Annotated in this window: 14 protein-coding genes; 3 read left to right on the forward strand and 11 right to left on the reverse strand. The window is 69.1% G+C overall.

The window, feature by feature from the left end; all coding sequences use genetic code 11:
- Positions 1–66: 66 nt before the first annotated feature.
- From ACWGH4_RS01495 to clpS, 8 genes are all read right to left on the reverse strand, one after another.
- Positions 67–819 carry an MBL fold metallo-hydrolase gene (locus tag ACWGH4_RS01495; protein WP_453454347.1) on the reverse strand — a complete coding sequence of 251 codons (753 nt, stop codon included), beginning with the start codon at positions 817–819 and terminating at the stop codon, positions 67–69.
- A 228-nt stretch (positions 820–1,047) separates the two neighbouring features.
- Positions 1,048–1,998 (reverse strand): cysteine synthase, encoded by a 951-nt coding sequence (locus ACWGH4_RS01500; RefSeq protein ID WP_441265507.1) that lies wholly within the window; start codon positions 1,996–1,998, stop codon positions 1,048–1,050.
- A 6-nt stretch (positions 1,999–2,004) separates the two neighbouring features.
- Positions 2,005–2,283, reverse strand: coding sequence for a MoaD/ThiS family protein (locus ACWGH4_RS01505; protein ID WP_441265506.1), 279 nt, complete (start codon positions 2,281–2,283; stop codon positions 2,005–2,007).
- An 88-nt stretch (positions 2,284–2,371) separates the two neighbouring features.
- Positions 2,372–2,503, reverse strand: a complete 132-nt coding sequence (locus ACWGH4_RS01510; RefSeq protein WP_307706644.1) for a putative leader peptide — start codon at positions 2,501–2,503, stop codon at positions 2,372–2,374.
- A 166-nt stretch (positions 2,504–2,669) separates the two neighbouring features.
- Positions 2,670–3,092 (reverse strand): Mov34/MPN/PAD-1 family protein, encoded by a 423-nt coding sequence (locus ACWGH4_RS01515; RefSeq protein ID WP_005317009.1) that lies wholly within the window; start codon positions 3,090–3,092, stop codon positions 2,670–2,672.
- An 80-nt stretch (positions 3,093–3,172) separates the two neighbouring features.
- Positions 3,173–4,624 carry an amino acid permease gene (locus ACWGH4_RS01520; protein ID WP_453454350.1) on the reverse strand — a complete coding sequence of 484 codons (1,452 nt, stop codon included), beginning with the start codon at positions 4,622–4,624 and terminating at the stop codon, positions 3,173–3,175.
- Between the two features lie 309 nt (positions 4,625–4,933).
- Positions 4,934–5,527, reverse strand: a complete 594-nt coding sequence (locus ACWGH4_RS01525) for a DUF2017 domain-containing protein (RefSeq protein ID WP_441265504.1) — start codon at positions 5,525–5,527, stop codon at positions 4,934–4,936.
- Positions 5,527–5,823: an ATP-dependent Clp protease adapter ClpS gene (clpS, locus tag ACWGH4_RS01530; RefSeq protein WP_441265604.1), complete on the reverse strand. Its 297-nt coding sequence runs from the start codon at positions 5,821–5,823 to the stop codon at positions 5,527–5,529. The genes ACWGH4_RS01525 and clpS overlap by 1 nt, the downstream gene beginning before the upstream one ends.
- Positions 5,824–5,933: 110 nt before the next feature.
- Between clpS and ACWGH4_RS01535 the strand changes: the two genes are divergently transcribed.
- Together ACWGH4_RS01535 and ACWGH4_RS01540 are read left to right on the forward strand one after the other, a co-directional pair.
- Positions 5,934–7,262 (forward strand): nicotinate phosphoribosyltransferase, encoded by a 1,329-nt coding sequence (locus ACWGH4_RS01535; RefSeq protein ID WP_453454352.1) that lies wholly within the window; start codon positions 5,934–5,936, stop codon positions 7,260–7,262.
- A 209-nt stretch (positions 7,263–7,471) separates the two neighbouring features.
- A complete protein-coding gene (locus ACWGH4_RS01540; RefSeq protein ID WP_441265502.1) occupies positions 7,472–8,056 on the forward strand; it encodes an isochorismatase family protein in 585 nt (194 codons plus the stop codon).
- A 57-nt stretch (positions 8,057–8,113) separates the two neighbouring features.
- Here the strand turns inward: ACWGH4_RS01540 and ACWGH4_RS01545 are convergent, their stop codons facing one another.
- Together ACWGH4_RS01545 and ACWGH4_RS01550 are read right to left on the reverse strand one after the other, a co-directional pair.
- Positions 8,114–8,428, reverse strand: a complete 315-nt coding sequence (locus ACWGH4_RS01545) for a hypothetical protein (RefSeq protein ID WP_441265501.1) — start codon at positions 8,426–8,428, stop codon at positions 8,114–8,116.
- Between the two features lie 122 nt (positions 8,429–8,550).
- Positions 8,551–10,968, reverse strand: coding sequence for an immune inhibitor A domain-containing protein (locus tag ACWGH4_RS01550; RefSeq protein WP_453454355.1), 2,418 nt, complete (start codon positions 10,966–10,968; stop codon positions 8,551–8,553).
- 380 nt (positions 10,969–11,348) lie between these two features.
- On the opposite strand from ACWGH4_RS01550, the gene ACWGH4_RS01555 reads away from it, so the two are divergent.
- Positions 11,349–11,648, forward strand: a complete 300-nt coding sequence (locus ACWGH4_RS01555; RefSeq protein ID WP_453454357.1) for a hypothetical protein — start codon at positions 11,349–11,351, stop codon at positions 11,646–11,648.
- On the opposite strand, the gene ACWGH4_RS01560 is transcribed toward ACWGH4_RS01555, so the two are convergent.
- A complete protein-coding gene (locus ACWGH4_RS01560) occupies positions 11,634–12,347 on the reverse strand; it encodes an RDD family protein (RefSeq protein WP_453454359.1) in 714 nt (237 codons plus the stop codon). The genes ACWGH4_RS01555 and ACWGH4_RS01560 overlap by 15 nt on opposite strands.
- Positions 12,348–12,378 lie beyond the last annotated feature (31 nt).

A 12,378-nucleotide genomic window follows, 5' to 3' on the forward strand; every position in this document is an offset into this window, starting at 1 on the left:
CCTCCGTCGGGAGGGCAGGGGCCTTGGCCTTTGCTCCGCGGCCCGGCCCGGTGGGCCGGCCGGGCGTCAGATCTCGTAGACCGCGCCGGGACGGGCGACCTCCGTCGGGCCGTCGTACACCGCCCGCGCGTCGCGCAGCGTCTGCCCGGGGTCCGTCCACGGCGGGATGTGGGTCAGGACCAGCCGGCCCGCGTTCGCGCGCCGGGCGTAGGCCCCGGCCTCCCGGCCGTTGAGGTGGAGGTCCGGGATGTCCTCCTTGCCGTGCGTGAAGGACGCCTCGCACAGGAAGAGGTCCGCGCCCGCGGCGAGGTCGTCGAGCGCGTCGCACACACCGGTGTCGCCCGAGTACGTCAGTGTCCTGCCGCCGTGCTCCAGCCGGATGCCGTACGCCTCGACGGGATGCGCCAGTCGCTCCGTGAAGACGGTGAAGGGGCCGATCTCGAAGTGCCCCGGCTTCAGGGTCTGGAAGTCGAACACCTCGCTCATGGAGGAGGCGGAAGGCGTGTCGGCGTAGGCCGTGGTCAGACGCTGTTCTGTGCCCTCGGGGCCGTGGACCGGGATGGGTGCGCAGCGGCCGCCGTCGTGGCGGTAGTAGCGGGCGACGAAGTACCCGCACATGTCGATGCAGTGGTCCGCGTGAAGGTGGCTGAGGAAGATGGCGTCGAGATCGTAGAGACCACAGTGGCGCTGCAACTCTCCGAGGGCGCCGTTGCCCATGTCGAGGAGCAGCCGGAAGCCGTCGGCCTCTACGAGGTAGCTCGAGCAGGCCGATTCCGCGGACGGGAACGACCCGGAGCAGCCGACGACGGTGAGCTTCATGGAGCTGGAACCTCCGTTGACGGGGAGGGCTGGGGGAAGGTCGTGCGGTGCGTCGAGCGTAAGGCGCGAAACGGCCGGTCGCTCCTCAGCCGCCCCGTGTTGTGGGTAACGTCACCCCCCGTCCCGGGCCGGGAACGAGGGGTGACATCGCCTGGTTCGTATGAAGTTGTGACCGCTCACGGTCTTCGGGTGTTCAGCCCTGCACGTCTTTGGCGGACCTCGACCGGGTCATGCCCAGAGCTGGCCCTGGAGTGTCTCGATCGCCGCTTCCGTCGTCTCCGCGGTGTAGACGCCCGTCGACAGGTACTTCCAGCCGCCGTCGGCCACCACGAACACGATGTCGGCGGACTCGCCGGCCTTGACGGCCTTCTTCCCGACGCCGATGGCGGCGTGCAGTGCCGCGCCTGTGGAGACGCCCGCGAAGATGCCCTCCTGCTGGAGGAGTTCGCGGGTGCGGGTGACCGCGTCCGCCGAGCCGACCGAGAAGCGGGTGGTCAGCACGGACGCGTCGTACAGCTCGGGGACGAAGCCCTCGTCGAGGTTGCGCAGGCCGTACACGAGGTCGTCGTAGCGCGGTTCCGCGGCCACGATCTTGACGTCGGGCTTGTTCTCGCGCAGGTAGCGCCCGACGCCCATGAGGGTGCCGGTGGTGCCGAGGCCCGCGACGAAGTGCGTGACGGACGGCAGGTCGGCGAGGATCTCCGGGCCGGTGGTGGCGTAGTGGGCGCCGGCGTTGTCCGGGTTTCCGTACTGGTAGAGCATCACCCAGGACGGGTTCTGCTCGGCGAGCTCCTTGGCGACGCGTACGGCGGTGTTGGAGCCGCCGGCCGCGGGGGACGGGATGATCTCGGCACCCCACATCTTCAGGAGGTCACGCCGTTCCTGCGAGGTGTTCTCCGGCATGACGCAGACGATGCTGTAGCCCTTGAGCTTGGCCGCCATCGCCAGCGAGATGCCGGTGTTGCCGCTGGTGGGCTCGAGGATGGTGCAGCCCGGGGTGAGGCGGCCGTCCTTCTCCGCCTGCTCGACCATGTGGAGCGCGGGGCGGTCCTTGATCGAGCCGGTGGGGTTGCGGTCCTCGAGCTTGGCCCAGATCCGGACGTCGTCGGAGGGCGACAGCCGCGGGAGCCGGACCAGCGGCGTGTTGCCTACGGCCGCGAGCGGGGAGTCGTATCGCATCAGCGATCAGACCATGCCGCCGGCGACGGCCGGCAGGATCGTGACGCTGTCGCCGTCGGCGAGCTTGGTGGAGATGCCGTCGAGGAAGCGGACGTCCTCGTCGTTCAGGTAGACGTTGACGAAGCGGCGCAGCTGGTCGCCCTCGACGATGCGCTCCTGGATGCCGTTGTGACGGGACTCGAGGTCGGCGAGGAGCTCGGCGAGGGTGTCCCCGTTGCCCTCGACGGCCTTGGCGCCGCCGGTGTAGGTGCGGAGGATGGTCGGGATGCGGACCTCGATGGCCATGACGTGGGCTCCTGTGGTGGAAGGTGGCGTAGGGGCGCGCGGCTGTGGGCCCCCGCGCGAGGGGGTGTGGCTGGAGTGCGCTGTTCCGTCAGGCTGTGCCGTGGGAACGACAGGGCGCTGCCGTACACATCGCGCTGGCGAGGCGGCACAGGTCGACGTGCAGCCGCGCCACGAGCAGCAGAGTGCTCGGCGTCTTGTCGCTCACGTCATGGGGAACCATGCGCTCATCGTATCGATTCCCGGTCCGCCCCCCGGAGTGTGATCTCGCATGATGGACGTTATGCGCTCAGGATGCGGACCTGGGGCGCCCGGAGGGGTTCGTCCCGCTCCGCGCCGGGGGTGCGTGGCGCGGCGGGACCGGCTCGTCGGGCGCCCGCGGCGGAGGCTCAGTAGGCCTCCACGACCTTCACGTCCTCTTCGGTGATCTCGCCGTCCACGATGCGGAACGAGCGGAACTGGAAGGGCCCGGCGTCGTCGGTGTCCGCCGTGGAGACCAGGACGTAGTGGGCGCCGGGTTCGTTGGCGTAGCTGACGTCGGTGCGGGAGGGGTACGCCTCGGTCGCGGTGTGCGAGTGGTAGATGATCACGGGCTCCTCGTCCCGGTCGTCCAGCTCGCGGTAGAGCTTGAGCAGATCGCCCGAGTCGAACTCGTAGAACGTGGGCGAACGGGCCGCGTTCAGCATCGGGATGAAGCGCTCGGGACGGCCGGAGCCCTCCGGTCCGGCGACGACGCCGCAGGCCTCGTCCGGGTGGTCCTCACGGGCGTGGGCGACGATCTGGTCGAAGAGGGCCTGGGTGATGGTCAGCATGGGCCACAGGATAGGCAGACGGCCTCCGGATCCGAGATCCGGAGGCCATCAGTTGAGACGAGCGGTGGACCGCGCCGTCGTCAGTCGGACTTCGCCGCGTACTCCCGCTGCGCCGCCCGCTCGACGACGCGCGGGTTGTTCCGCTTCAGCACCTGCCAGCCGACGGCGAGGCCGAGGGCCCAGGCGGCGGCGACGTACAGGGAGATCCGGCCCGCCTCGTCGAAGGCGACCATGCCGGTCACGCCGATGAGGAAGAGCAGGGCGACCCAGCTGAAGAGGGCGCCGCCCGGAGCCGGGAAGGACGAAGCGCGCAGCCGTCCGGCGTCCACGGCCGAGCGGTAGCGGATGTGGCTGACGAGGATCATCATCCAGGTCCAGATGCCGGCCGCGGTGGCGACGGACACCACATACCCGAAGGCCTTCTCCGGGACGATGTAGTTGAGGACCACGCCGATGCCCATGAGGGTGACGGAGACCGCGATGCCGACCGCCGGCGTGCGGCGGCGGTTGAGCTTCCCGAGCGCCTGGGGCGCCTCGCCGTTGGAGGCGAGGTCGCGCAGCATCCGGCCGGTGGAGTACATGCCGGAGTTGCAGGACGACAGGGCCGCGGTGAGCACCACGAAGTTGACGATGCCCGCGGCGAGCGGGATGCCGATCTTCTCGAAGGCGTGCACGAAGGGGCTCTGACCCGCGGAGAACTCGGTCCACTTGACGACGGAGAGGATCACGACCAGGGCGCCGACGTAGAAGATGATGATGCGCCAGGGCAGCGTGTTGATCGCCTTGGGGAGGGTCTTCTCCGGGTCCTCCGACTCGCCGGCCGTCACGCCGACGAGCTCGACGGCGAGGTAGGCGAACATGACGCCCTGCAGGGTCATCAGGCTGGAGCCGATGCCGTTGGGGAAGATTCCGTCGTAGGACCAGAGGTTGGAGACGGAGGCGGTGTCACCGGCGTCGGAGAAGCCGAGGGTGAGGACGCCGAGACCGATCACGATCATGCCGATGATCGCGGTGACCTTGACCATCGAGAACCAGAACTCGACCTCGCCGAAGATCTTCACCGAGATCAGGTTGACGCCGAAGAGCACCACCAGGAAGACCAGTGCGCTGACCCATTGAGGGATCTCGGGGAACCAGAAGTGCATATAGATGGCCGCCGCGGTGAGCTCGGCCATGCCGGTGACGATCCACATCAGCCAGTACGTCCAGCCGGTGACATAGCCGAAGAACGGGCCGAGGAACTCGCGCGCGTACTCGGCGAAGGAGCCGGAGACGGGCCGGTACAGGAGCAGCTCACCGAGTGCTCGCATGATGAAGAAGATGACGACGCCCGCGAGGGCGTACATCAGGATGATGCTGGGTCCGGCCTTGGCGATGTTCGCGCCGGCTCCCATGAACAGGCCCACGCCGATGGCACCGCCGATGGCGATCATCTGGACCTGACGGCTGCCGAGTCCGCGCTCGTAGCCCTCTTGAGAGGTGTTGCCCCCGGCCTCGTCGCCGGCGTGATTGTCGACCTGTACCGAGGTCATTGGTGATGCGCCTTTCTCCATGCCGATCCGCTCCCGCTTCGTCGAGCGGCCGCGGATCAGGTCCTGATCCCCCCGGATGTGGATGGAGTGCCTCCGGCGGTCGGCCGGACGGGGCGCACTCGGGAAACAGGGGTGGCGTTCCCCGAGCGGTCGTGAAGGTCTATCACGACGGCAACAGTGATCCACTGGCTGGAGAGTGGCGCACGCCACAGGAAAATACGGACAAACGACCCGCCGCGTGAGGAACGGTGACGCCCCGTTGACGGGATCGTTATCCGGATTTGAGAGTCCGTTGAGCGAACGGAGCGCTCAGGGCATCAGGGTCTCGACGAGCGTCTCCTGCAGCGCTCCGAGCCACAGATACGCCATGACCATCGGCTTGCGCGGGTCGGAGTCCGGGAGGCGGTAGAGGTCCTCGTTCTCGTCCTCTTCACCGACGTCGAGACGGGTGCCGATGGTCAGCCGCAGGTCGTTGAGGGCGCCGAGCCAGTGCAGGCAGTCGTCGGCCGCCAGCTTCAGGACGGCGCCGCCGTCACCCGCCGGGGTGAGGGCGTCGAGGCTGCGCACGACGGCGAGGGCGTCCTCCCGCTTGCGGGTGCGCAGGTCGTTCTCGGTGAACCGCCGGAACTCGGAGGAGGCGGCCCTCAGCTCCTCGTCGGGCGTTCCCGCCTCCGGATCGGCGTACGCCTCCGGGAACAGGCGCGCGAGCGCGGGATCGGACGGGGGCTCGCTCGGTCCCTCCGCGAAGAGGGCCGCCAGCGGGTCCGCCCCCTCGGCCGGCTCGTCGCCGGGACCGATGAGTTCGAGGAGCTGAACCGCGAGGGAGCGCAGGATGGCGATCTCCACCTCGTCCAGGGCGACCGCGGCCCCGCCGCCGTCGAGCGGCTCGAAGTGAGAGCTCATCAGCCGCGGTCCTGGGTGAGCGTGGCCCAGAGTCCGTATCCGTGCATCGCCTGCACGTCACGCTCCATCTCCTCGCGGGTACCGCTGGAGACGACGGCGCGCCCCTTGTGATGGACGTCGAGCATCAGCTTGTGCGCCTTGTCCTTCGAGTAGCCGAAATAGGCCTGGAAGACATAGGTGACGTAGCTCATCAGATTGACCGGGTCGTTGTGCACCAGCGTCACCCAGGGCACATCGGGCTCGGGGACGGCGTGCGCCTCCTCCGCCGACTCGGTTCGTTCGATCTCTACGGGCATCGTCACTCAACCCATGCTGCCACCCGGGAGGCCGTATCGCACAAACGCCCCCCGGCCCCGCCGGAAGCACATCTCGTCAGATTGACGAGATGTGCGCTAGCATCACCGTCATGAACACAGCAGACCTTGGGCTGCCGGTGGACGTGCCGTCGACCGCGCTCTTCACCGATCAGTACGAGTTCACGATGCTGCAGGCGGCGCTGAAGGCCGGCACGGCCGAGCGGCGTTCCGTCTTCGAGGTCTTCACCCGACGCCTGCCGGAGGGCCGCCGCTACGGCGTGGTGGCCGGGACCGGCCGCGTCCTGGACGCCGTGGAGAACTTCCGCTTCGATGCGGGCGTCCTCGGCTTCCTGCGCGAACAGCACATCGTCGACGAGCCCACACTCGAGTGGCTCGCCCGCTACCGCTTCAGCGGCGACATCTGGGGCTACCCCGAGGGCGAGGTGTACTTCCCCGGTTCGCCGATCGTCCGGGTGGAGGGCAGCTTCGCCGAATGCGTGCTGCTGGAGACGGTGATCCTCTCGATCCTCAACCACGACTCCGCGATCGCGGCCGCCGCCTCCCGGATGTCGGCCGCCGCGGGCGGACGCCGGCTCATCGAGATGGGCGCGCGCCGCACCCACGAACTGTCGGCGGTCGCCGCGGCACGCGCCGCGTACGTCGGCGGCTTCGACTCCACGTCGGACCTCGCGGCCGGCTTCCGTTACGCCATCCCCACCGTGGGCACCAGCGCGCACGCCTTCACCCTGCTGCACGACAGCGAGCGCGGCGCGTTCAAGGCGCAGGTCGAGTCACTCGGACGGGGTACGACGCTGCTCGTCGACACCTACGACGTGGCCGAGGCCGTCCGCACGGCCGTCGACATCGCCGGTCCCGAGCTCGGCGCCGTCCGCATCGACTCCGGCGACCTGCTGCTCGTCGCGCACCGGGTGCGCCAGCAGCTGGACGAGCTCGGGGCCGTCGACACCAAGATCGTGGTCACCTCGGACCTCGACGAGTACGCGATCGCCTCCCTGGCCGCCGCGCCGGTCGACGCCTACGGCGTCGGCACCCAACTGGTCACCGGCAGCGGCCACCCCACCTGCTCGATGGTCTACAAGCTCGTCGCCCGCGCCCGGTCCACGGACACTGCCGCGCCGCTCGAGCCCGTCGCCAAGAAGTCCCTGGGCGGCAAGATGTCGGTCGGCGGCCGCAAGTGGGCCGCGCGCCGTCTCGACGCCGACGGGATCGCGGAGGCCGAGGTCGTCGGTGTCGGCGACGTGCCCGCGGAGCTCGCGGAGGGGCAGCTGCTGGTGGAGCTGGTCAAGGGCGGCGACGTCGTCGCCCGCGAGCCGCTGGACGCGGCCCGCGCCCGGCACGCCGCCGCACGGGCGGGCCTGCCGATGTCGGCGATCCAGCTGTCGCGCGGCGAGGCGGTCATCCCGACCGAGTACGTGTGAGCAGGCCGGAATGAACCACCCTTAAAGGGGCAGGGAGCACGACGACCCGCCGCGCGGGCCGCAACCCCCTCCCGTACGGCGTGGCGAGTGTCTACGCTCAGTAGTTCTGTTCGCCGCCGGTCGTGTGCGCCGGCGGTCGTGTGCGGCCCGTCCGCCCCGCTTCCGTCCGCAGTCCGCAGTCCGCCCTCTCCCACCGAAGGACACCCGCCATGCACCGCGCCTTGATCGTGGTCGACGTTCAGAACGACTTCTGCGAGGGCGGCAGCCTCGCCGTGGCGGGAGGTGCCGATGTCGCGGCCGCCATCACCGAGCTGATCGGCAACGCCCAGCCCGGCTACCGCCACGTGGTCGCCACGCGCGACCACCACGTCGAACCGGGCGACCACTTCTCCGACCACCCGGACTTCGTCCGCTCGTGGCCGCCGCACTGCGTGGCCGGCACGGAGGGCGTCGGATTCCACCCGAACTTCGCCCCGGCCGTCGCCTCCGGCGCGATCTCCGCGGTCTTCGACAAGGGCGCGTACGCGGCGGCGTACAGCGGCTTCGAGGGGACGGACGAGAACGGCACGGCCCTGGCGGAGTGGCTGCGCGCCCGCGACGTCACCGAGGTGGACGTCGTCGGCATCGCGACCGACCACTGTGTGCGGGCAACCGCGCTGGACGCCGCGCGGGAGGGCTTCCGGACGAATGTGCTGCTCGGGCTGACGGCGGGGGTGTCGGCGGACTCGACGGCGCGGGCGCTGGAGGAGATGCGGGAGGCGGGCGTCGACCTGTCGGGCAAGCCGGTGGTGTGACGCGGTCCCGCCCGCTTCCCGCTGTACCGATGTGCGGCTCCGCCGCCGGGCCTGCCCCTACGCCGGGCGGGCCGGGCGCAGGAGGGCTCGGGCCGGGTGCCAGAGTTCCGCGCCCGCGGTCTGGTCGGGACGCCACAGCAGACCGTCGGGGTGGTGCAGCACCGCCGTGATCTCGTCCGGCGTCGGCGGTGCCGTGTTCCCCCGCAGGTACACCGCCCTGAAGCCGAGGTTCCGTAGCCGCGTCAGCGCCCTCGCGCGGTTCGCCGCGTGGACCAGGAAGCGGACCGTGGCACCGCCCCCGGCCGGGCTCGGCAGGCTGATCGCGACGACGACGCTGCCGCCTGGCAACTTGCAATAACCTCCGCCGGGCATGCGGAACCACTCCCCCGTGAGTCACTGTCAATAAGAACCTCGGTCAGACGCACCTAAACACGATCGGCCGCCGCCCGCTAGAGGGCGACGGCCGATCATGCTTTGACCTGGGGTGTTACGGATTACTTGGTCGACGGACCAACATTGATGGTGATCGTCCGGCCGCTCAGCGGCTCCTTGACGATCGAGATCTTGGTGTTGGTGTCAGTTACCTTGACGCTGCCCGTCGGGTTCTCCGGGTACCAGTAGACGCCCTTGCGGTCGTCGAAGACCGGGTTGCCCCGCTGGGACGCGATCCAGTGCGGCTTGTCCGCGTTGTGCAGCCAGAAGCTGTCCGTGCGGTACCGGCTGAACGTCGAGTCGAACGTCTGGATCTTGTTGCGCAGCACCGTGCCGTCGGACCACTTCAGCGGCTTGGCGTGCGCGTCCACCGGAAGGATCAGACCCTGGCCGTGGTGGGCGCTGGTGTTGTTGTCCTTCTGGGAGGTGTCCCACTGCCAGATCATCAGACCGTTCTGGTAGGGGTAGTGCTCGACCCAGTTGTCGCGCGGCGCCTTGAAGCCGAAGTTGTACGGGCCGACCTCGAGGGTCTTGTCGTACGACACGTACTGGCGGTTCTCGGCGATGTAGTACTGCTCGTACTCGAGCGTGAAGGACTCACCGATGCGGTTGAAGCCCTTCGCGGTCCAGCCGGCGACCTCGCCCTCGGCGTTGTCCGAGAAGACGGGCGCGCCGTCGGCCTTGATCGTGATGGCGTCGGCCGTGAAGCCCTTGCCCGCCACGCCGCCGTCCGTCTGGTAGCGGAAGCGGACGTCGACCTTCTGGCCCGCGTAGGCGTCCAGCGAGTAGACGAGCTTCTTGTGGCCCTCGGACGGACCGGTCAGCGCCGGCTTGTCGCCCGCGTCACGGGTGATCGCCTTGCCGTCGGCCGTGCCGTCCACCGGCGTCCAGTTGGCGCCGCCGTCCGTCGAGACCTCCGCGTAGAGGTAGTCGTAGTCGGCCTCGATGTCCCACCAGCCGTCGAGCTCCAGGGAGGCGGACGACTTGCCGGTGAGGTCCACCGAGCGGGACAGGGTGTTCTTGAGGTCGTCACCCATGTCGCTCCACCACTGCTTGGAGCCCTCGGAGGGCTTCACGACAGTCGTGGTGACGGGCTTCTTCGGCAGCTCGACGACGAGCGCCTGCGGCTTGTCGGTGTTGTACGCCGACACGCCGAGGGTGTGGGTCGACTTCGTGGCGGCCTTGGCCGTCTCGTAGTTGAGCCAGCCCAGCTGGAGCTTGTCCCAGGCGGTCATGTCGCCGGGGAGGTCGCCGATGGAGTCCTTGCCGGTGCCGAGCCAGGAGCCGGCCGACATCAGGGTCCAGTAGCCGGTCGAGTTCTCGCCGCCGCCGGAGGTGTCGTAGTGGTCCGGCAGACCGAGGTCGTGACCGTACTCGTGGGCGAAGACACCGAGGCCGCCGTTCTCGGGCTGCATGGTGTAGTCGCCGACCCAGATGCCGGTGTTGCCGATCTGGGTGCCGCCGGACTTGTTGTTCTCCGGGCCGGTCTTGCCGGCGTCGGTGCCGTAGGCGTACCAGCGGTGCGCCCACAGGGCGTTGGTGCCCTCGGCGCCGCCGCCGGCCGACTCGTCCTCGCCCGCGTGGACGATCTGGAAGTGGTCGATGTAGCCGTCGGCCTCGTTGAAGTTGCCGTCGGCATCGAAGTCGTAGCGGTCCCACTGGTCGTACTCGGCCAGCTGCGCCTTGATCTCCGCGTCGGTCTTGCCCTTGGCCTTCTGGTCGGCGGCCCAGGCGGTCACGCCGTCCTTGACCGTGTCCCAGACGTTGGCGCAGTTGCTCTGGCCGCAGTAGTTGGAGCCGTAGCGGGCCTCGTTGTAGTCGACCTTGACCCAGTCGGAGACGGCGCCGTCGACCGAGTAACGGCCGGACGAGGTCTTCTCGTAGTAGGTCTTCAGCGACTGCTTCGGCTGCCCGTTCTCGTCCTTGCCGGTGCCGAAGTACAGGTCCTGGAAGTGCTCCTGGTTGTAATCGGCCTGCCAGGCGGTCGAGTTGTCCTTCGACCGGTCCGGCTCCGCGATCTGGTTGTGCAGCGGGCCGGGCGTGCCGCCGTACTTCTTGACCGGCGGCTTGGGGCCGTCGGCGCCGTCCGGGTCGTACATCGTCGTGTCGTCGACCTTGTCGCCGAACTCGACGAGGATGGTGAAGATCTTCTCGGTCTTCTCCCGGGCGAGCTCGACGTACTTCTTGTCGTCGAGCTTGACGACCTTGGAGCCGCCGCGCTGCTGCACGTTGGCGTCGCCGGATATGACCTGCTCGAGAGCGGCCTGTCGCTGCTCCTCCTGCTGCTTGCTGAAGGGACCCTCGAGGTCGTGCTCGACATGGCCCTTGTGCGGTGCCGGGTCGTGCCGCTCGATGCCCGCAGGATCCGCCGGCTTCTGGCCGTCGGCCTGGGCACTGGTGAACGCCGATGCGGTCGCGGTCGTCGCGGCAAGGGCCACGAGCACCGCGGAGGCTCTGAACGTCCGTCGCTTGCTGGTCACTTGATGGTGTCCTCCCCCGCGTTCCGTCGCTGCTGCGGACAGGGTTGTGGGGTCGTCCGCGTGCGCGGTATACGCGTCTCAAGTGACGACATTCGACCGGAGTTGAGGAAGAAAAGACAGTCCTTGACTTGGACAGGCCAACTACACTATGCGGGTGCGGAGCCCCGGTATCCGGACGAGGGGAAATCAGGACAAGAGGCGCACATTTTCCGCCACTTGGCGGGACGAATGACCCTGTGCGCCCCCCATGCACCGGCACCGTGGGTTAGGTCACGCTTACTGCCGGTTCCACAGGGGCATCCACCGTCGTAGAGTCTGCTGTCAGTGCGAACTGTCCCCAAGGCTCCGGCCCTGCCCCTGTCCACAGGACGGATACCGTCATGCCGCGTCCGACCGCCGCACAGCTCGCCTACGGTTCGGCCACCGTCGTCTTCTCGACCGTCGCTCTCCTGCTGCTGACCCGCGCCACCGACGGCATCGCGGTCGCCGCGATCGGTATCGCCTCGCTGGCACTGGGACTTCTGGTCGCGCTCACGCCGCCTCTGGTCCACCGGGCAGCCCGGCCGCGGGCCGCCGCCGCGCCGCCCACCGCCACCGACGCACTCACCGCCCGCTCGTCCGCGGCCCGCGCGCACGCCGGGGCGGAGACCAGGGTCGGCCAGCACTCACTGCGCCGCTGACACCACGACCGTCTTGCCCGCCTTGTCGTGCAGACCCTGCCGGTAGGGCTTGTCGGCGAGCACCGTGATGATGATGACGAGCCACCAGATGCAGTAGCAGCACACCAGCGCGGGCACCCACAGCACGAGGGCGCGCAGAAGCGAGGAGCCGACGTCCGGCACACGGCCGTCGTTGAGCATCGCGACCCGCAGCTTCATGATCTTCTTGCCGACGGTCTGCCCGTTGTACTTCGCCGTCATGAGCGTGTCGTAACCGACGTACGCCACAAGGGAGATCAGCGACCACAGCCACTGCTCCCCCGAATTCACCCGGTCGGTGACTTCCTCCCAGTCCTCGCCGCCCGCGGCCACCTCGATGCCGCCGAAGGCCAGCGAGATGAGGAACAGCGGCACGAAAACAATGATCATGTCGATGAGCCGGGCCAGCACCCGTTTGCCGAAACTCGCCAGCGGCGGCATGCCCGCAAGGGGGTCCGCGCCTCCGTAGGCTCCCCCGTCGTACGGAGGCGGCCGCTCACCGCCGTACGGACCGCCCGTCCCGCCTGCCCCGCCGAGGGGAGAGTCATAGGGAGAACTGCCGCCGGAGCCGGGAGCGCCCCCGGGCGGCGGGGTCGGTCCGCCCGGTTCCTGGGGCCCCTGCGGCTCCTGCGGCTTCTTGCGGAACGGATCGTCGTCGGGCGGCGGCTGGTCGTTGCTCATGGGGGCAGTGCACCCCGGGCCCCTGGGGCCC

The organism is Streptomyces sp. NPDC054847, from assembly GCF_053610925.1.

Coding starts and splice junctions, on each gene's coding strand:
- ACWGH4_RS01495 (WP_453454347.1), bottom strand. CDS start 819: ATGAAGCTCACCGTCGTCGGCTGCTCCGGGTCGTTCCCGTCCGCGGAA.
- ACWGH4_RS01500 (WP_441265507.1), bottom strand. CDS start 1,998: ATGCGATACGACTCCCCGCTCGCGGCCGTAGGCAACACGCCGCTGGTC.
- ACWGH4_RS01505 (WP_441265506.1), bottom strand. CDS start 2,283: ATGGCCATCGAGGTCCGCATCCCGACCATCCTCCGCACCTACACCGGC.
- ACWGH4_RS01510 (WP_307706644.1), bottom strand. CDS start 2,503: ATGGTTCCCCATGACGTGAGCGACAAGACGCCGAGCACTCTGCTGCTC.
- ACWGH4_RS01515 (WP_005317009.1), bottom strand. CDS start 3,092: ATGCTGACCATCACCCAGGCCCTCTTCGACCAGATCGTCGCCCACGCC.
- ACWGH4_RS01520 (WP_453454350.1), bottom strand. CDS start 4,624: ATGACCTCGGTACAGGTCGACAATCACGCCGGCGACGAGGCCGGGGGC.
- ACWGH4_RS01525 (WP_441265504.1), bottom strand. CDS start 5,527: ATGAGCTCTCACTTCGAGCCGCTCGACGGCGGCGGGGCCGCGGTCGCC.
- clpS (WP_441265604.1), bottom strand. CDS start 5,823: ATGCCCGTAGAGATCGAACGAACCGAGTCGGCGGAGGAGGCGCACGCC.
- ACWGH4_RS01535 (WP_453454352.1), top strand. CDS start 5,934: ATGAACACAGCAGACCTTGGGCTGCCGGTGGACGTGCCGTCGACCGCG.
- ACWGH4_RS01540 (WP_441265502.1), top strand. CDS start 7,472: ATGCACCGCGCCTTGATCGTGGTCGACGTTCAGAACGACTTCTGCGAG.
- ACWGH4_RS01545 (WP_441265501.1), bottom strand. CDS start 8,428: ATGCCCGGCGGAGGTTATTGCAAGTTGCCAGGCGGCAGCGTCGTCGTC.
- ACWGH4_RS01555 (WP_453454357.1), top strand. CDS start 11,349: ATGCCGCGTCCGACCGCCGCACAGCTCGCCTACGGTTCGGCCACCGTC.
- ACWGH4_RS01560 (WP_453454359.1), bottom strand. CDS start 12,347: ATGAGCAACGACCAGCCGCCGCCCGACGACGATCCGTTCCGCAAGAAG.